The following is an 18,263-nucleotide window of genomic DNA, read 5'->3' as shown; positions in this document are numbered from 1 at the left end:
AGGACACATGACCACTCCCCCCACGCTCACGGCGGACTTCCTCGCCCGGCGGCACGGGCTGTTCATCGACGGCGAGTTCGTCGGCGCCGTCGACGGGCGGACCTTCGAGACGATCGATCCGGGCACCGGAAAGGTCCTCGGCAAGGTGGCGGAGGCGTCCGAGCGGGACGTCGACCGCGCGGTGGCCGCCGCCCGCCGCGCCGCGGAAGGCCCGTGGGCGGCCATGTCGCCGAGCGAGCGGGGCCGCATCGTGCACCGCGTCGGCGACCTGATCGCAGAGCACGCCGAGGAACTCGCGGAACTGGAGTCGCTCGACAGCGGGAAGCCGGCCTCCGCGGCCCTCGGCGTCGAGATCCCCCTCGCCGCCGACATGTTCTGGTACATGGCCGGCGCGGCCCGCCGGATCACCGGGACGACGGTCACGCCGTCCGTCCCCTACATGCCGGGCCAGGAGTTCCACGCCTACACGACCCGCGAACCGCTGGGCGTCGCCGGGCAGATCATCCCCTGGAACGTTCCGATCCTCATGGCCGCGTGGAAGCTCGCCCCGGCGCTGGCCACCGGCAACACGGTCGTCCTGAAACCCGCCGAGCAGACGCCGCTGACCGCCCTGCGGATCGGTGAACTCCTCAACGAGGCGGGCGTCCCGCCGGGCGTGGTCAACATCGTGCCGGGATTCGGCGAACGGGCCGGGGCGCACCTGGCCGCCCACGACGGCGTCGACAAGATCGCCTTCACCGGTTCGACGGAGGTCGGCCGGAGCATCGTGCGCGCCGCGGCGGGCAACCTCAAGCGGGTGTCGCTGGAGCTGGGCGGCAAGTCGCCGAACATCGTCCTGGACGACGCGGACGCCGACGCCGCCATCGCGGGAGCCGCGCTGGCGATCTTCTACAACCAGGGCGAGGTGTGCTCGGCCGGCAGCCGCCTCTACGTACACGAGTCCCAGTTCGACCGGGTCGTGGAAGGCCTCGCCGAACACGCGAGCGGCATCCGGGTGGGCTACGGCCTCGATCCGGACACCGACATGGGTCCCCTGGTGTCCGCGGAGCATTTCGACCGGGTCCGCCGGTACCTCGACCTGAGCAAGGACTCGGGAGGCCGGACGCTGACCGGCGGCAGTGCGCTGGACCGCGACGGGTACTACGTCCAGCCGAGTGTGATCGCGCGGCCCGACCGCGACCATCCGATCGTCCGGGAGGAGATCTTCGGCCCGGTCGTCACGGCGCTGCCGTTCAGCGACATCGACGATCTGGCGGCCCAGGCCAACGACACCGTCTACGGCCTCGCGGCCGGGGTGTGGACGCGCGACCTGTCGAAGGCGCACCGGCTGGCCAAGCGGCTGAAGGCCGGAACCGTGCACGTCAACACGTACCACGTCTTCGGCTCCGAGCTTCCCTTCGGCGGTTACAAGCAGAGCGGCTGGGGCCGGGAGAAGGGCGACGCCGTCCTGGAGCAGTACCTCGAAACCAAGTCCGTCGTCGTGGCGCTGTGAGATCCGAGGGCTGACGAACATGACCGACATCCAGACAGTCGCGGGGCCCGTCGACTCCGGCGCGCTCGGCCGGACGCTCGTCCACGAGCACGTCTTCGTGCTCGGTGAGGAGTACCGGCAGAACTACCAGGCCGACTGGGACGAGGACGAGAAGGTCGAGCAGGCGGTACGCGACCTGAACGAACTCAAGTCCCTCGGCATCGACACCATCATCGACCCCACGGTCCTGGGGCTCGGCCGGTACATCCCGCGCATCCAGCGCATCGCCGAGCGGACGGCCCTGAACATCGTCGTCGCGACCGGGCTCTACACCTTCAACGACCTTCCGCACCAGTTCCTCAGCCGCGGGCCGGGCCTGCTCATCGACACCGAGGAACCGCTGACCGAGCTGTTCGTCAAGGACCTGACGGAGGGCATCGGCGACACCGGCGTGCGCGCCGCGACCCTCAAGTGCGCCATCGACGCCCAGGGCCTCACACCCGGCGTGGAGCGCACGATGAGGGCGGTCGCGCGGGCCGCCGTCGAGACCGGTGCGCCGATCACCGTGCACACGCATGCCGGTTCCGAATCCGGACTGGTCGCGCAGCGCGTCCTCGCCGAAGAGGGCGCAGACCTGAGCCGGGTGGTGATCGGCCATGCGGGCGACAGCACCGATCTGGACTACCTGTCCCGGCTGGCGGACGCCGGTTCGCTGCTGGGCCTCGACCGTTTCGGGCTGGACGCGTTCCTGCCGCTCCAGCAGCGGATCGACACCCTCGTGGGCCTCGTGCGGCGCGGCTACGCGGAGAGCATCGTCGTCTCGCACGACGCGTCCTGCTTCATCGACTTCGTCACGGTCGAGGAACGCCCTCAACTGGGGGCGAAGTGGAACTACCGCCTCATCTCCACGGAAGTCATTCCCGCACTGCGTGAGGCGGGAGTCGACGACCGCACCATCGAGACCATCCTCGTGGACAACCCGCGCCGGTACTTCGAGGGGACGAAGGCATGACCACGGCGGAAGGACTGTCCGCCGCCCACTGGCACGCGGACCCGGACCAGGGCCACGCGGACGGCACCATCGGCGACGCCCTGACCAGCGCCGCCTCACGATGGACGGATCGGACGGCGCTCGTCGAGGGCGTCGTGGGAGAGCACGCACGCCGCTGGACCTTCGGAGAACTGCTGGACGATTCCGTCCGCGTCGCCCATGCCCTGCTCCGGCGGTTCGAGCCCGGCGAACGGCTGGCGGTGTGGGCCGGGAACTGCCCGGAGTGGATCCAGCTCGAATTCGGCGCCGCGCTCGCGGGACTGACCCTGGTCACGGTGAACCCCGCCTTCCGGGAGGCGGAACTGGCGTACGTGCTGGAGCAGTCCCGCGCGGCGGGCATCGTCGTCCAGCCGCGGTACCGATCCGCCGACCTGCTTCCGATGGCCGAGGCCGTGCGGGACGGCATACCGGTCCGCGAGGTGATCTCCCTCGGGGACTGGGACGAGCTCCGGGCCGCCGAGAGCAGCGCACGCGACGGCCTGCCGCACGTCGCTCCGGAGGACCCCGCCCAGATCCAGTACACCTCGGGGACCACCGGACGTCCGAAGGGAGCGCTGCTCAGCCACCGCGGGCTCGTCGCCAACGGCCGACGGTACGCGACCGTCATCGGCGCGCGTCCGACCGATGTCTGGGTCAACCCGATGCCCCTTTTCCACACCGCGGGCTGCGGGCTGGTGACGCTCGGCGCCCTCCAGACCGGTGGCCGCCACGTGCTCCCCGCCGGGTTCGACGCCGACCTCATGCTGGACCTGTTCGAGGCCGAGCGGGGGACCGTCATGCTGAGCGTGCCGACCATGCTGATCCGCATGCTCGAACGCCAGGCCGACAGGCCCCGCGACCTGTCGAGCTGGCGGCTGACCACGCTCGGAGGCGCGCCCGTCCCGATCGATCTGGTCCTGCGCGCCCAGCGTGACCTCGGCGTCGAGGTCGGCATCGGGTACGGCCAGACGGAGGCTTCGCCGTACATCACCCACACCGCCGCCGAGGACCAGGACGCGGAGACCCTCTCCACCGTGGGACGGCCGCTGCCGGGAACCGAGGTCAAGATCGTCAGGACCGGCTCCGGCGAGGTGGCAGGGGTCGGGGAGATCGGTGAGATCTGCACCCGCGGCATCTGCGTGATGACCGAGTACTTCGACAACCCCGCCGCGACCGCCGAGGCCATCGACGCCGACGGGTGGCTGCACACCGGTGACCTGGGGACCATGGACGCGTCGGGCCTCGTCACGATCCAGGGCCGCCTCAAGGACATGATCATCCGTGGCGGGGAGAACATCTTCCCGCGCGAGATCGAAGACGTCCTCTACACCCACCCCGGAATCAGCCTGGTCACGGTGATCGGACTGCCGGACGCCGAATGGGGCGAAACCGTCGCCGCCTTCGTGGTGGCGGCGGACGGGGCGCGCCTCACCGAGACCGAACTGGACGCCTTCTGTCGCGCCCGGCTGGCCTCCTACAAGGTCCCGCGCAGCTGGCACTTCCGAAGCGAACTCCCGCAGACCGCCTCCGGAAAAATCCAGAAAGTAGCCCTCCGCGAGGAACACCTGGCAGCCCTCCCCACCGGCCACGCCTAGGGCGATGTCGCACCGCCCGGACCGCCTGAGGCGCCGTTCTCGGCGAGTCAGTGCGACGGGTGGAGGTTGTGCGCCTCTTGCATGGACCAGGTGCCGTGACCTCCGGTGACCTGGAGGAGTGTGCGGGAGCGGAGCTGGATCTCCGTGTCGCCGTCCGGGGAGGCGAGTGTCCGGATCGGGGTCAGCGTGGCGTCGAGTTGCAGGAGGCCGAAGGCGTCTCCGCTGCGGAACAGCACAGGTCCCGGAGGTCCCAGGTAGCGCACCACTGCGGTCCGGTCACCCGCTGTCGAGTGCTCGAACGGTCGGACGTGGCCGGTGGGCGGCACGGTGGTGGCGTCCTGTTCCGCGGCTTGGGCGGGGGCGTCCACGTCTGCCTGCTCCAGGGGCGTCACGTCGATCCGCCAGTCCGTCGCGGCGGTCCTCACCCGTAGGACTGCCTGCGCTGGGACGGCGAACGTGCTCCAGCTGGGCGGGGGGTCGTCCTCCGGCACCGGGTTGAACGCGGCGGCGGACACGACGGGATCGCCGCCGTGGAGCGCGTCCAGGTTCGGCCCGTGCAGGTGGACCTGATGGAACTGCCCGTCTGGGCATGACACGACGGCGATGCCAGCCGGCCCCTGGTAGCTGAGCACGTCGGGCCCGCTGCCCGTGGCCGAGCCGGTGAACCGGCGAGCGCGTTCCGGTCCGCTGATCGTGACGGTCCACCGCCCCTCGGACTCCACGTACAGGACCCTCTTCGTGAGCGCCTTGTCGGATACCAGCCGGTCGTCCAGGACGGTCATGGCGGGCGGGGAGCCGGGACCGCACGCCATGACCGGGGTCCCCCGGCCGAACTCGGTACGTCGAAGCCAGGCCCGCAGCGTTCCCGCTCCCTCGTTCACGAACTCGGCCAGCACAGGCTCGGGAAGCGGGCCCCTGACCTTGACGCGTGCATCGCCGGTGCCGCGGTGCGTGCGGACCGTGCCGTAATGGGCGTGGTCGACCGACGCGAACTCCGACGGCGGGAGCGTCTCACCATGCCCCAGCCAGCGGTCGAGGTCGGTGGCCACCCTGCGCGGCTGCTTCACCCGGAGGCACAACCGGCGGACCGGACGCCCCCGCTGAGGCATGCCCCTCCGCGGGTCCAGATCCTTCAGGATCAACACGATCCAGAACCAGTTCCCCCACCGCAGCCGGCGCGCGGGAAGAGAGATGTCGTCCCGCATCCGCAGGACGAGGTTGAGTTCTTCCCGGAACGGCGTCAGTTGGGCCACGCCCCCCTTGACCTGCCGCCGCCGCGGCTCGTCGCCGTAGCGGACCGCCGCGATCGCGGTGCGCGGGATCCGCAGCACCTTCCACAGCAGCACCGCGTCCCAGATGACGATCTCATCGTCGGTCACCCACATCCGGGGCCTGACCAGCATCAGCCGGAGCGTCTGGATCGCGACGCCCACGAGGGCGACCGCGAACAGCAGCGCCCACGAGGCCGCGGCCCTCTCGGCCCAGGTGATCTCCCTGTTGAACATCACCCAGACCAGGCCGAACGGCAGCAGCGACACCACCAGCGCAAGCAGGCCGCCCACCCCGGCCAGGGTCCGGCCCCTGGACCTGGCCATCTTCACCTTGACCCTGGAGGAGTCGGGCCGCGCCGACCAGCCCCACCGGTCCCGGTCGACGAGGTCGCGCAGCGCGGAACCCCTGCGTTCCCTCGCATGCCGTCTGCGCGCCGCGGGAGAAGCCCGTGTCCCGTGAACGCCCCACAGCACCACGGCGATGAACCCCACACCGAAGACTCCGGTGGCACCGGCGAGGATCCCGAGGCAGCCGGGTACCCCCCACTCCGGCGGCCCGCCCTCCAGTTGGACGAACCACGTTGAACCGACGTCGCGGGCGGGAAACGTGGCCCCGGCGTAAATGGGGCGGTCGCCGAGCCCTCTCAGCTCAACGTCCTCGATGCCGTACCCAGGGAGGCTGCCGCTCATGAACGTGCCGCTCCAGGAACATTCACCTCGTCCGCACCTCTGCGATAGCGCGGTGAACAGGCCCGGAACCCCCTCGCCCTTCTTCGCGCGCCAGGTGGCCGCGCCTTCCTCGACCGCGCCGACGAGGGCGAAGGTCGAGATCATCAGCAGGCAGACGCCGATCAGCAGGCGGATGAGGGCGAGACACCCGAGGTTTTCGACGCTGTACCTTTTCGCGGCCCAATCGACCTCGCGTTCTCCGCTCATCCCCGCTCCCGTCCAGACCGCCGCCGGGGCCCCGAGCCGGACGGCACATCCGCGATTCCAGGATCACACGGCGGGCCAGGAAGATCGAGCGCCCGAACGATCCGCACCGCACGATCGCCGGTTGTCCTCACAAGCTCTACTTGTCGGTTGCCGCATACACCAGTTCGAGGACGCCGGACGGGAAGGCCGTGCTCTTCAGCAAGCGCAGGTTCGCGGGCCGATCCAACTCGGGGAACAGCGGTGCGCCCTTGCCGGTGGCGGCGGGCAGCACCCACAGCCGGTACTCGTCGACCACACCGAGTTTGATCAAGGAGTGCATGAACGCGGTGCCGCCGGCGGCGACGAGGTCATTGCCGGGCTCGGCCTTGAGCTTGGCGATCTCTTCCGCCGTGTCACCGCTGGCGATCCGGGTCGCGGGCCAGTCGTCGGCGGACTTCAAGGTGCGGGAGAACACGACCTTGGGAATCTCGTTCATGGCCCGGGCGGAGGGGTGGTCGGAGCCGGGCCAGTATCCGGCCATGATCTCGTAGGTGTTGCGGCCCATGAGGAAGGCCCCGGCCTCCCACAGGCGGCTGACGAAGTACTTCTCCTGCTCGGGATCGTCGATGCTCATCATGACGTCCCTTATTCCGTTGTCCCCGTCAGCGCTCTTACCGTCGAGTGAGACGTAGAAAGCCAGAATCAACTTCCGCATCCGGTGCCTCCATGTGCTTCTTCCCGCGCCGGGACGGCCCAGGCGTCCACCGCCCGATCCGCTCGTGCTCAGTGGCTGACCACTCCCGCACTCAGACCGCCGGTCCCGCCAAAACTCATCGCACGCCAGGCCTCGACACCTCTGACGGTCGCATCCACGACGGTGGCGTAGGAATTCCGCAGGTGCTGGTCTAGAGCATGGCCAGGGCGCGGAGGCGTAGCAGCGGTAGAACGCCAGTTCACCGGCGCGGTGGTTGCGGCGGACCAGCAGCCACCGGCAACCGGGCCACTGGTGGTCGATGCGGGGCGGTCAGTGCGTCCCCGTGGCGGACTGAACGGCAGTACGCAGAGCCGCGCGGCTCACCAGCAGGACAGGCCCGTCCGGATCCTTGCTGTCCCGCACAGCCACCGCCCCGGTCACCTCAGCCAGCTCGACGCACTCACCGCCGTTGCTCAGACTTCGGCTGGCTCTCCGCCACTTGGCGTTCTTCAGGTCCATCTTTCCTCGGCCACCTTCCTGATGAAGTCTCGCGACATGTCTCCCGGAAGTGCTCTGTTCCGGAGATCAACCAGGACGCGTGAGAGTTCCGCAAGGTCTGCGGGGTCGTCTGTCGTGAGCCCTCGTATAGCCGTCTCTATGTAGGCTATCTGGCTCATATCGGCCATCGTAGCCACGATGAAGCTACTGCCGTTTCCCAGGTGTTCGCCGCTTCCGATGACGACCTGGACTGTCACGTTGGGGCGCTCGCTCAGCGCGATCAGGTGCTCAAGCTGTTCCCTCATCGTCTCGGCGGTTCCGACCGGCCTGCACAACGCTTGTTCGTCGACCAGGAGTGTCACCATCGGACCGTTCTCCTGGTCGAGGATCTTCTGCCGTTCCAACCGCGCCGCTACGGCCTCTTCGTTTCCCTTGAGGATCGCTTTCGCGTAGGCCGGTGTTTGGGCGAGCCCTGCTATGACGCAGAGTTGATAACACGTCAACTCGACGGCGTCACCTTCGATCGCGGGCCAGTCGAACCAGATCGGTACTGGATGTCCGTCCTTGTTCAGGTCCTCCCAAAGGCTGATGAGCGCGCCGCCTGCCTCCAGGTAGTCGTCCACTATGTCGGTGAAGGATCGATTCGCACGCCTCTTCCCCGCCTCGATTCGGCTTACCTGTGCACCGCTCAGGTTCGTCAGGTGGGCGATGGTCTCCTGCTTGGCGCCCTTGGCCTCCCGCATCCGGCGCAGTTGGCGACCAAATGCGACGAGAGCAGGGGACTCCCGGGGCCGTTGTCGACGTGGAGGCATGGTTCTTACCTCTCCTTGACACTTACCAGCCAGGTAGAACGCTTGCCAAGGTTCTCCAAGCTGATCGGGCAAGCCAATCGTAGGCCGGAGAGTGACTCAATGTGTGTTGTATGCCACACACAGTGAGGAGAAGGTCATGGGCGAGGCGGCGCGTCACGAGCACGAATTGGTGGTGAAGAACGACCTCAAGGTCGTCGCCGAGGTCCGGCGGTTCGTGCGTCTGGTCACAGGCCAGTGGGACATGGACGACTTCGTCCCGTGCCTGGTGGCAAGCGAACTGGTCACCAACGCTCTCCGCTACGCCTCCGCGTCCGACGACGACGTGACCTTCCGCATCGGCCGCACCGACGACGGCGCCCTGTGGCTGGAAGTTCAGGACGCCACCTACGACCTGCCGCGCATGCAGGAGACCGACATGATCAGCGAAGCAGGCCGAGGCCTGTTCATCGTCGACCAGTTCGCCCGCTGCTGGGGCATCCGCCCCCTCTCCAACAACGCCGGCAAAGTCGTCTTCGCAGTCCTAGACCCCTCATGAAGACCAGCGGAGGGGCGGCCACCCCCGACCGCCCCTCCGCTACCTACAGGCAGTGATGCGACCACGGCCGCCTCGGCCCAGAGTCACCGTCGTCCTCACGGGCGCCATCGATTCGGCACGCATGTGATCGTGGTGCTCCCGCCTTCATCCATGTGCCGGGCTCGCGCGACGCACCCGACAATCTCTCGGCGCGCCGGTTGGAGCATTAGGATTCTCCGTTATGTGGCCTTCCTTGCGATTTGTCGCCTGTGTGACCCTGTTGTACGTCAGCGCGGTCGGCTGCGGAGGCGAGGACGGCCACGGGTCGACTTCGAACGGGCGCGGCAGTTCCCCGGCAACCGGGCCGAGCCGCCTGCCGGCTTCCTCCGAAAAGACTGTTGAAGCCTCGCGACTCCAGTCCGCTCTTATCCCTAAAGAGTCCGATCAGCGGCCCCTGTCCGGCCCGTCCAGTGGGAAGTACGGCGAATTGCGCCAGGACGACGGCTCTCAATCCAGAGGCGATATGCCCGGAGTTGACGCGCGATGCCAGCAGCAGGGGGCGGGAGCCCCGGGACAATGGCCTGCGGCGATCGACGACTCCCCCTCGGCGGAGGTCATCTACCGGTCGGGGACGAGCGCGGTCGGCGAGACGCTCGTCTGGGTCCCGGAGGACACGGACATGGCCCGCCTGCGTCTGAGCGTCCCCGCCGTCTGTGGACGCAAGGTGACCAGCAAGGTGCAGGGCCGAACGGTGATCGTCAGCACAAAACCACTGAGCAAGTCCCAATTGCCTGCCATATCCGGTGCCGAACTGTCCGGTAACCGGCTGACGATGACATTCCCCGACGCGGGCAGGTCCGCATACACCACCTGGGTCAACGTCCGCTCCGGCCAGTTGGTGATGGCCATGGCGTTCATAGGGACGGACGGAAGTATGGACGCACAGAAGCGCATCGTCACCCGTGCCTGGACCCGGGCCCAGGCGGCCGTGAATTAGCAGCGCCCGGCGTCGATCTGTCCGGTGCTCACGACCTCCAGACGCGAGGTCACGCATGGCCCGCGGCATGTGCGGACATGGCCGCCGGTGCGGTGACTGCCCGGCCTCTTGGACGTCATCATGAGCCATGGGAAACGGGCGGGTACTGGGCGTGGACGCGTGCAAGGCCGGATGGGTCGGCATCGCTGTCGGGGCCGGGCCTCTGAGATTGCATTTCGCGCCCCAGATCGATGACCTGGTGGGCGAGGCCGGGCCGGTGGAGGTCGTTGCCATCGACATCCCGATCGGGCTGCCTGACACCGGCAGTCGTAGGGCAGATGAGCTGGCGCGGGCGATGGTCGGTCCGCGGCGGGCGTCGTCGGTCTTCACGACTCCGGTCCGGGCCGCGATCGAGTGCGACGACTACGCCACCGCCGCCGCTGAGAATCGCCGCCGCACCGGCAAGGGCCTCTCCCGGCAGGCCTACGGTCTCAGGACGAAATTGCTCCAGGTCGACCGTTGGATCCGCGGCCAGACCGGGCTGCGGGTCGTGGAGGTCCACCCCGAGGTGTCGTTCGCCGCGATGGCCGGCGGCCCACCGTCCGCCTCCAAGGCCACCTGGACCGGCGTCGGTGAACGCCGGGACCTGCTCGCCGCTGCAGGGATCACCCTCGCCGACCAGCTCGGAAGCGCCGGAGCCAAGGCGGGGGTCGACGACGTCCTGGACGCGGCCGCAGCCGCCTGGACGGCCCAACGCGTCGCCAACGGCACAGCCCGCTGCGTACCGGACCCACCAGAGGTCTTCAGCGACGGCATTTCCGCCGCGATCTGGACTTGACCAAGGAGCGCGCAGCACGACACTGCGGCAGTGGCGGTGGCGAACAATGGGAGAGCAGTGTTATGGGAGATGGCGATCTTGAACGGATTGCCGAACTTCTGGCCGGACGCAACGCCATCGATGGAGAGATTGCCGCGATCATCCAGCGGCCGATGACGGCCGGGCATCTCGGTGAATGGATCGCGTCGCTGATTTTCGATATCGAACTGGAGGAATCGGCCACCAACACCGCCTTCGACGGGCGCTTTCGCGTCGGCCCGCTCCAGGGCCGGACGGTCAACGTCAAGTGGTACCTCAAACAGGAAGGCGTTCTGGACACCAGCTCGTCCGCAACGCTCGACTACTACCTGGTGCTCACCGGCCCGCGATCAGCGGCAGGACCCTCACGAGGCGGTACTCGCCCCTGGTGCGTTCGGGCGGTCTACCTGTTCGACGCTCGGCGCCTTCACGACGAGCAGGACGCCCGCGGAGTCAGGACAGGCACCGCCTCCAGCGTGCTCCGGCGGCAGTGGGACGAAGCCGAGATCTACCCCCGCAACTGCAATCCCCTGCTCCGGGTCAGCCCCCACCAGGTCGAACTACTCGAACTCCTCACGGGCTGACCGGTGGCTTGCGAAATGAAGGGGGCATGGAAGTGTCGCTGCGTCACCGCTGGCGCCAAGCGGGCTGCTACGGCGGGCGCACGGTCACGTCTCGGCCGACCGGCAGCGCGGCGAACGTGTTCGTCACCTACGTCGGCGATCTCTGCGCTGGCGGCCCTGCAGATCGGCCTCACCGCGACCGCATCGAAATTCCTGGCGGGGGCCGCGGAAGGCATTCGCGGTGTTGCTGGGCGCGTGTGGGCCGGGCGTAGTCGCAGTGTGGGGAGGGCGCCTCACTCTTTGGCGGCGTTGAGCATGGCCCGGACCCGCGTGACCTCCCATGGGGCGTCCTTCACGGGCCAATTCGCGCTCAGTTCCTCAAGCATCGCGCGGTGGTCCTCGATGACCTCTTCCCACATCAATCCCCAGGCCGCCGCGGCTTGGACCTCCACTTCAGCGCAGCGCGTCGCGCGGACGAGGGCGTCCACGGAGTTGGTGCCCGGAGACTCGTCCAGCAGTTCCAGCGCCCTGACGCGGTCGTGCAACGGCACCTTCTCGTCGCAGGCCACATGCCCCAGCGCCTCGACGAGCCGTAGGTCGGCCTCCTCCGCATCCCTGAACACCGCCTCCACCGCATCGAGAGCCCGACTGCGAACGTGGTCGTTCGTGCCGACCTCCACGACCTCGGCCAGCAGGGTCAACTCTTGCGCCGCCACGACGTCCAGCGCTGACAGTGCGCTCAGGTACTTGGCCTCGTATCCGTCACTGGGCTCGCCCGAGGAGGGAGGCTGCAACGTCACCTCCCGGATGCGGTCCAGGACGAGTGCCCGTTCCGGCTCGCGTGCTTCCTCACCGCCCCGCTTCACGGCGCCGTCAGGGCTCCACCAGTGGTCAAGAGCGATGCCCACGGCCGCCTCGTCGCCGCTTTCGAGTAGCGTCCGAAGCGCCTGGTGATAGGACTCGTCCACTGTCGGAGCCCTCAGCCGCCTGTGGGCGCGATACAGGACCGGGTCCGCCAGCCGGTGCCCTTCCCAGTGGACGCTGTGCGGCCTGCCGAAGATCAGCTCGATGGGGTCCTGGCCCCAGGGGCGCTGGGGAGGCCGGTCGCCCCAGCTCTCGGCCACCTCCTCCAGGATGGCGCGATGCCGGTCGAGACCTCCCGTCCTGACCAGGAAGTAGGAGGCGTGGGCCTGCACCTTCGGCTCGCCCTCACGGAGCGCCCGCAGAAGAATGTCGTCCGCACCCGCGCCGAGGCTTTCGGCCAGGACGCGGATGGCCGTCTCCTGCGTCAGGGAGAAGCCGACGGACGGGTCGAAGACCAGGTCACCCAGGGCGGCGACGAGCCTATGGTCCTTCACCTCGGCCTCGTCGAGCACGCCGTAGGCCACCCAGACGGCCTCCCGGCGCACCGCGTCCGAGTCGGTGCGTCTGAGAATGTCCACCAGGAGGTCGGCGTCGCCGGGCTCGGCGTGCTGCGCTCCGATCATGTTCAGGGCGCTCACCTCGGCGGGAGTCATCGGCCCCCGGAGCACCTCACGTGCCCGGGCCAGCACCTCGGGCAGGCAGGCCTCGGCACGTTCCTCGTCCTCCAGGACGCGGCGCAGCCCTTCCCAGGACTCGTAATGGTCCAGTGCGATGCCAACGGCGACTGGGTCCGCACTCCGAAGCAGGGTGGCGAATGCCTTCAGACACCCGTCGTCGGAGAGCGGGAACATCAGCTCGTCATGGGCCTTCCGCAGGACCGGATCGCCCAGCTCAAAGTCTTTCCAGTAGGTGCTGTGGAAGCCCTTGATCGCTTCGCGAACGTGGGCGGCCTCCCCGCCCGCGTCCTCCGGCCAGGACTCCGCGAGCCGCCGGACGCGGTCCCGGTGGGCACGAAGCCGCAGAGGCGTCGCAAGACACCCGGCCGCGTACACCTGGAGGTCGAGTTCGGGTGACTCACTGAGGCGGACGAGGAGATCATCGATCTCTGGGAGATCGAGATCGTCCAAGGCGCTCATGGCGTCCCGGCGATCCCGCACATCGAGGCCCTCGTCCAGCACCCTGGCGGTGACCAGCGCCAGCAGCCGCCGGTTCGGCTCCTCGCCCGCCGCAAGGGCGGTGCCAGCAGCGAGAAGCGCCATCTCCCGCCCCTCGTCGTCGGGGGCGCCTTCGAGGACGTCAGCGATCAAGTCCGCGTCCTCCGCCTCCGCGAGATGCCACAACGCGGTCAGAGCGCTCGCGTGGCTGCGACCGGACGGGGGCTGTGCGAGGAGGTCCCGGGCGGCGAAGCGCACCTCGCCGGCCAGCGGCCAGTAAGGATTGTCCACACCCCACCGAGTGTCAGCCTGCGCCGACTGGTAGTCGTCCAAAGCCTCCCGGACGACGTCCACGTCATCACTTTCCAGCCTGGCGCTGAACTCCCCGAGCCGCGACCTCTCCCCGTCGCTCACCGGACCCACTCCATGATCATCAAGCCAGGCTGGCAGAACCACCCGGAACATGTCCCCACATTTTCCGATCACCCGCGACACCGCGTGCCGGACCCGCGACTGGTCAGTCGTGGTTGATGGAGAATCCCAGGATGACCGCGGCGGACACCACGACATGTCCGGGCGCGAGGTCCTCGGGGGACGCCTCGCCGCCCGAGCCGTGCCCGTGATACCGCCCTGACCCGATCTGCTCCGGATCGACGTCGTCGATGTGCAGGACGGCCCCCAGCCGCACTCCTGCGGCCTCGGCGAACAACTCGGCCTTGCGCCGGGCAGCACCGACCGCCTGCCGACGGGCTTCCGCGCGCAACTCGCCCTTGCCGGACACATCAAAGTCGACCGCGTCTATCTCATTGGCGCCTGCCGCGACCAGATCGACGAGCAACGGCTGGACATCGTCGAGAGCACCGGACTCAACGGCGAACGAGGCCTGGCACTCGTACCCGACGAACTTGCGCTCCGACCCGCCGTAGCTCCACGAACTCTTCAGGCCGAGCCGTGACCGCTCGACGGCCGCGTCCGATATCCCATGCTGCCGCAGCGTCTGCCGCACTGCTTGCACGGCCTCGCTGGCCGCGGCGAACGCCTCGGACGGCGTCGGCTCTACCCGGATGACCTTGAACCTGGCCCGCACGAGGTCCGGCATCGCCTTCACGCTCGATGCCCCGTATGCGGTCACGCCCCACGGACGTTCGATCATCTGCATGCCGATGATCTAAGCAGCGCACCATTCGCGCCGCGGCCCGACGAAGATCGTTGTCCACGAACGGACACGTTCACAGGCCCTCCGCACACCGACTGAGATCGCCCGCGATCCTCCTCGCGGCTCCACCCGGACCAGGGCGCCGGGCAGGTCGAGGTTCCGACCGTGGTCGGTGATTCCCAGCACAGACGGACCGAGAAGACCGACGCGGGCCCGGCCGGGGCAAGCCGGGGGAGCAACCCGCCGCTGGAAGATTCTCGGCGGGATTTCCGGGGGCGGTGTCGAATCGGGGCGGCGGCGTTCGTAGCTGGGGTGAGGCGCCGCTCCATGGCCGGGGCCGGAAGCCCATCCCTTCTACTGGCAGGTGAGGAACGATGACCGATCTGACGGCGACTGGCGGAGACAAGCCCTTCCGATTCGGGGTCGTCGCCCCGCTCACAACAGACCTGCCGACGTGGCGAGACCAGTTGAGCCGCATCGCCGACAGCGGCTACTCCACGCTGCTGATGCCCGACGTCCCGCAATGGCAGCCGGCGCCCGCGCCGACGCTGGCCGTCGCGGCCACCCGTACCGACCTGCGGGTCGGGACTTGGGTGTACGCCTCCCCGCTGCGCCCGGCCTGGAGCACCGCGTGGGAGGCGCACTCGCTGTCGGTGCTCACCGACGGTCGCTTCGAGATGGGCGTCGGCACCGGCAGGCCCGGCATCGAGGACGAACTCCGCGACCTGGGCCTGCCCGTCGTGCCACCGGGCGAGCGGCTGGCCCAGGTGCGTGAGACCGTGACGGCGCTGCGAGATCTCGACGGCCCAGACCTGCACACGCCGGTGGTGATGGCCGTGCGCGGGCCGAAGGCCCGGACGATGGCGGCCGACCTCGCCGACACGGTCGCCATCGCACTGATGCCGGGGGACGAGCGCGACGAAATCACCCGGGTGGTACGCGACTTCCGCTCCCGCGCCACCCGAGATGTCGAGCTTGCGCAGCACGTGGCGGTGGTCGGCGACACTCTCGCGCCGTTCATGGCGTCCCCCGACACCGACCCTGCCGCGCTTCATGCGGCGGACTCGCTGGCGGTGCTTCCGGACGACCCCGCGGCGGCCGCCGAGGAGATCCAGCGGCGACGGGAGGAGCTCGGCTTCTCCTACTTCGTCTTCGGCGCCGTCTCCGCCGACACGCTCGCTCCAGTCGTGGCCGAGCTGGCCGGACGCTAACCCGGCGAGCCCCCGAACGGGGCCACGGCGGGCAGTCGCGCGCGGCCTACGGCCCCGGGGGGCGAGGTGCCTTGGTCTTGGAGGCCGTCTGCGCCGCCGGAAACTCAGGTGGCCTCAGCGCGTCATCCGGTTAGAGTCGGGCGGTGCCCGAGCTGAAGCGGCTTCATGCCGGCCACGCCCCGGCGGTCCTGGCCTTCGAGTTGGCGAACCGCGCCTACTTCGCTGCCTCGGTCTCCGACCGCGGTGACGAGTTCTTCGATGAGTTCGCCGACCGGTACCGCGCCTTGTTGGCTGAACAAGAGGCAGGCATCAGTGCCTTCTACCTGCTCGTTGCCGAGGACGGCTCGGTTCTGGGCCGGTTCAACCTGTACCGCCTTGGGGACGGCACTGCTGACCTCGGTTACCGGGTCGCGCAGCACGCCGCCGGCCGCGGCGTGGCGACCGCGGCCGTCCGGGACGTGTGCCGGCTGGCGGTGGCGCGGCACGGGCTGCACACGCTGCGGGCCGCCACCTCCCGTAACAATGCCGCGTCCCAGCGAGTGCTGATCAAGGCCGGGTTCGTCCCGGTCGGACCGGCCGACCCGGCCGACCTCGGCGGTAAGCCGGGCATCTGGTATCAGCACGACCTGCTGCTCCAGCCATAGTGAGCGCTAAGCGTGCTTTCCCCGCAGAGGACGCTTTTCTGAGATGCCCGCTGATCGTCTGGGCGCCTGCAAAATGCGGTCGCTTCGCCTGGACGGTCTGAGGCAGCATGAGAGGCGGATGCGTCGAGGGGCGGGTGGCTGTGCCGAAATTACCGGGTGGGTCCAAGGGCGAGCAGTCGGTCAGGCAGCGGGCTGTTCTGCTGGCTTTGCGCTATTACTGTGGCTTTCTGCGCCGTCAGTGGCGCATCTCGCTTCCGGCGATGACCTTGCCGGCGCTCGGGAACACCTGCCTGTACTACCTGACCCCGCTGGTGGTCGCCGCCCTGGTGGGGCACCTGGCCGAAGGCGGGGAAAGCGACCTCGCCGCTCTCCTGCCCTACGTCCTCGGATTCGCCGGCATCATGTTGGCGGGCGAGGTCCTGTGGCGAGTGGGTTTGCACTTCCTCAACCGGACGGACGGCCGAGGAATCGAATGGCTCGCCATCACCGGCATGGACGAGCTGCTCGCCAAAGACACCGCGTTTTTTCACGACAACTTCGCCGGTTCGCTGACCAAACGGATACTGAGCTTCTGCGGCGGCTTCGAAAGCTTCGCCGACACCCTCACTTTCTCGGTCGTGGCCAACGTGATCCCGCTGTCCTTCGCATCGGTGATCCTGTGGCGGTTCCACCCGCTCCTGGTCGTCGTCCTCGTAGGGCTGATCGTCTTCACCGGCTTCATCGTCATCCCGTTCATCCGCCGCCGCCAGGTGCTGGTGGACAAGCGCGAGGCCGCCAAGGTGCGGGTTTCGGGCCACATCGCCGACGTGCTGACCAACATGGAGACGGTCCGCGCGTTCGCCGCCGAGGAGCGGGAGGCCGCCGAGTTCCGCGGCGGGGTCGTCGAGCAGCACCGCCTGGCGCTGGCCTCCTGGGATTACGGCAACCTCCGGGTCGACACGATCGTCGCTCCGATGTCGATCCTGACGAGCGCCCTGGGCCTGCTCGTCGCGGTGGCACTCCGCGGCGGCCTCGGCGTCGAGGCCATCGTCGTGACGTTCTCCTACTACACCAACGCGACGCGGATCATGTTCGAGTTCAACCAGATCTACCGGCGGATGGAGAGCACGCTCACCGAGAGCGCGCAGTTCACCGAGCTGCTCATGCAGCCGCCGACCGTCGTGGACCCGCCCGACCCGCAGCCGCTCCGTCCGGTCGACGCCTCGGTCCGCTTCGAGCGGGTCCTCTTCGCGCACGGCGACGGTCCGCCCCTGTTCGAGGGCCTCGACCTGGACATCCCCAGCGGCGCCAAGATCGGCTTGGTGGGCCGGTCCGGTGGCGGCAAGACCACCCTCTCCCGGCTGCTCCTGCGGCTCATGGACGTCGACGGCGGCCGGATCCTCATCGGCGGCCAGGACATCGCGCGGCTCCGCCAGAGCGACCTGCGCAACCTCATCGCGTACGTCCCGCAGGAACCCGCGATGTTCCACCGGTCGGTGCGCGACAACATCGCCTTCGCCCGGCCGGGCGCCACCGAGACCGAGATCCTCCGAGCCGCGCAGGCGGCGCACGTCACCGAGTTCGTCGAGAGCCTTCCGGACGGGTTCGAGACGCTGGTCGGCGAGCGGGGCGTCAAGCTGTCCGGCGGTCAGCGGCAGCGCGTCGCCCTGGCCCGCGCCATCCTGCGAGACGCCCCGATCCTTCTCCTGGACGAGGCGACCAGCGCGCTCGACTCCGAAAGCGAGCTTCTCGTCCAGGAGGCGCTGTGGCACCTGATGCGCGACCGCACCGCACTGGTCGTCGCGCACCGTCTGAGCACGGTCGTCAGCATGGACCGCCTGGTCGTCCTCGACCGCGGCCGCGTCCTTGAGGAGGGCTCCCACCTGGAACTCCTCCAGTCCGAAGGCCCTTACTCCCGTCTCTGGCGCCACCAGTCCGGCGGCTTCCTCACCGACGAGGCCACCCCGGACACCGCACGCACCCCAAGCCCGACCGGAAGTCCCAGCCAGTAACCGGCTGCCGCGGTGTAACTCGATCTTGCAGGGTCCAGTTGCGGGCGG

General features: G+C 68.9%; 16 protein-coding genes. 10 read left to right on the top strand and 6 right to left on the bottom strand.

Annotated elements, in window-relative coordinates; genetic code table 11:
• The first annotated feature begins 7 nt into the window (after positions 1 to 7).
• The 3 genes from K4S16_RS20595 to K4S16_RS20585 are packed head-to-tail and all read left to right on the top strand — an operon-like array spanning position 8 to position 4,096.
• Positions 8 to 1,492, top strand: a complete 1,485-nt coding sequence (locus tag K4S16_RS20595) for an aldehyde dehydrogenase family protein (protein ID WP_149260597.1) — start codon at positions 8 to 10, stop codon at positions 1,490 to 1,492.
• 19 nt (positions 1,493 to 1,511) lie between these two features.
• Positions 1,512 to 2,483 carry a phosphotriesterase gene (locus K4S16_RS20590; protein ID WP_149260596.1) on the top strand — a complete coding sequence of 324 codons (972 nt, stop codon included), beginning with the start codon at positions 1,512 to 1,514 and terminating at the stop codon, positions 2,481 to 2,483.
• The gene (locus tag K4S16_RS20585; protein WP_149260595.1) at positions 2,480 to 4,096 is read left to right on the top strand and encodes an AMP-binding protein; all 1,617 of its coding nucleotides are present in this window, start codon (positions 2,480 to 2,482) and stop codon (positions 4,094 to 4,096) included. Before K4S16_RS20590 ends, K4S16_RS20585 begins: the two co-directional genes overlap by 4 nt.
• A gap of 47 nt (positions 4,097 to 4,143) precedes the next feature.
• Here K4S16_RS20585 and K4S16_RS20580 read toward each other — a convergent pair whose 3' ends face one another.
• The 4 genes from K4S16_RS20580 to K4S16_RS20565 all read right to left on the bottom strand — a co-directional run bounded on the left by K4S16_RS20580 (position 4,144) and on the right by K4S16_RS20565 (position 8,286).
• Entirely contained in the window at positions 4,144 to 6,303 is a 2,160-nt protein-coding gene (locus K4S16_RS20580) for a hypothetical protein (protein WP_149260594.1), read from the bottom strand.
• Positions 6,304 to 6,439: 136 nt separating this feature from the next.
• Positions 6,440 to 6,997 carry a dihydrofolate reductase family protein gene (locus tag K4S16_RS20575; RefSeq protein WP_149260593.1) on the bottom strand — a complete coding sequence of 186 codons (558 nt, stop codon included), beginning with the start codon at positions 6,995 to 6,997 and terminating at the stop codon, positions 6,440 to 6,442.
• A 309-nt stretch (positions 6,998 to 7,306) separates the two neighbouring features.
• The gene (locus K4S16_RS20570) at positions 7,307 to 7,495 is read right to left on the bottom strand and encodes a DUF397 domain-containing protein (RefSeq protein WP_149260592.1); all 189 of its coding nucleotides are present in this window, start codon (positions 7,493 to 7,495) and stop codon (positions 7,307 to 7,309) included.
• Positions 7,486 to 8,286: a helix-turn-helix transcriptional regulator gene (locus tag K4S16_RS20565; RefSeq protein WP_149260591.1), complete on the bottom strand. Its 801-nt coding sequence runs from the start codon at positions 8,284 to 8,286 to the stop codon at positions 7,486 to 7,488. Before K4S16_RS20565 ends, K4S16_RS20570 begins: the two co-directional genes overlap by 10 nt.
• A gap of 136 nt (positions 8,287 to 8,422) precedes the next feature.
• Here K4S16_RS20565 and K4S16_RS20560 point away from each other — a divergent pair, with 136 nt between their 5' ends.
• From K4S16_RS20560 to K4S16_RS20545, 4 genes are all read left to right on the top strand, one after another.
• Positions 8,423 to 8,821 (top strand): ATP-binding protein, encoded by a 399-nt coding sequence (locus K4S16_RS20560; protein ID WP_149260590.1) that lies wholly within the window; start codon positions 8,423 to 8,425, stop codon positions 8,819 to 8,821.
• A 250-nt stretch (positions 8,822 to 9,071) separates the two neighbouring features.
• A complete protein-coding gene (locus tag K4S16_RS20555; protein WP_149260589.1) occupies positions 9,072 to 9,797 on the top strand; it encodes a hypothetical protein in 726 nt (241 codons plus the stop codon).
• Positions 9,798 to 9,924: 127 nt separating this feature from the next.
• The gene (locus tag K4S16_RS20550) at positions 9,925 to 10,614 is read left to right on the top strand and encodes a DUF429 domain-containing protein (protein ID WP_149260588.1); all 690 of its coding nucleotides are present in this window, start codon (positions 9,925 to 9,927) and stop codon (positions 10,612 to 10,614) included.
• A complete protein-coding gene (locus K4S16_RS20545; protein WP_235036942.1) occupies positions 10,611 to 11,216 on the top strand; it encodes a hypothetical protein in 606 nt (201 codons plus the stop codon). Before K4S16_RS20550 ends, K4S16_RS20545 begins: the two co-directional genes overlap by 4 nt.
• A 272-nt stretch (positions 11,217 to 11,488) precedes the next feature.
• Here K4S16_RS20545 and K4S16_RS20540 read toward each other — a convergent pair whose 3' ends face one another.
• Both K4S16_RS20540 and K4S16_RS20535 read right to left on the bottom strand, forming a co-directional pair.
• Positions 11,489 to 13,567, bottom strand: a complete 2,079-nt coding sequence (locus tag K4S16_RS20540) for a hypothetical protein (RefSeq protein WP_149260587.1) — start codon at positions 13,565 to 13,567, stop codon at positions 11,489 to 11,491.
• Positions 13,568 to 13,730: 163 nt separating this feature from the next.
• Positions 13,731 to 14,372: an SIMPL domain-containing protein gene (locus K4S16_RS20535; RefSeq protein WP_149260586.1), complete on the bottom strand. Its 642-nt coding sequence runs from the start codon at positions 14,370 to 14,372 to the stop codon at positions 13,731 to 13,733.
• Between the two features lie 371 nt (positions 14,373 to 14,743).
• On the opposite strand from K4S16_RS20535, the gene K4S16_RS20530 reads away from it, so the two are divergent.
• The 3 genes from K4S16_RS20530 (at position 14,744) to K4S16_RS20520 (ending at position 18,215) form a co-directional block, all read left to right on the top strand.
• On the top strand, positions 14,744 to 15,580 hold the full coding sequence (locus tag K4S16_RS20530; RefSeq protein WP_149260585.1) for an LLM class flavin-dependent oxidoreductase: 837 nt from the start codon (positions 14,744 to 14,746) through the stop codon (positions 15,578 to 15,580).
• 143 nt (positions 15,581 to 15,723) lie between these two features.
• Positions 15,724 to 16,224: a GNAT family N-acetyltransferase gene (locus tag K4S16_RS20525; RefSeq protein ID WP_149260584.1), complete on the top strand. Its 501-nt coding sequence runs from the start codon at positions 15,724 to 15,726 to the stop codon at positions 16,222 to 16,224.
• Positions 16,225 to 16,484: 260 nt separating this feature from the next.
• Positions 16,485 to 18,215, top strand: a complete 1,731-nt coding sequence (locus K4S16_RS20520; protein WP_235036941.1) for an ABC transporter ATP-binding protein — start codon at positions 16,485 to 16,487, stop codon at positions 18,213 to 18,215.
• Positions 18,216 to 18,263: the final 48 nt, after the last annotated feature.

It is taken from the genome of Actinomadura sp. K4S16 (assembly GCF_008327685.1).
Classification (GTDB): domain Bacteria; phylum Actinomycetota; class Actinomycetes; order Streptosporangiales; family Streptosporangiaceae; genus Spirillospora.
This window is presented reverse-complemented; position numbering and strand designations above follow the sequence as displayed.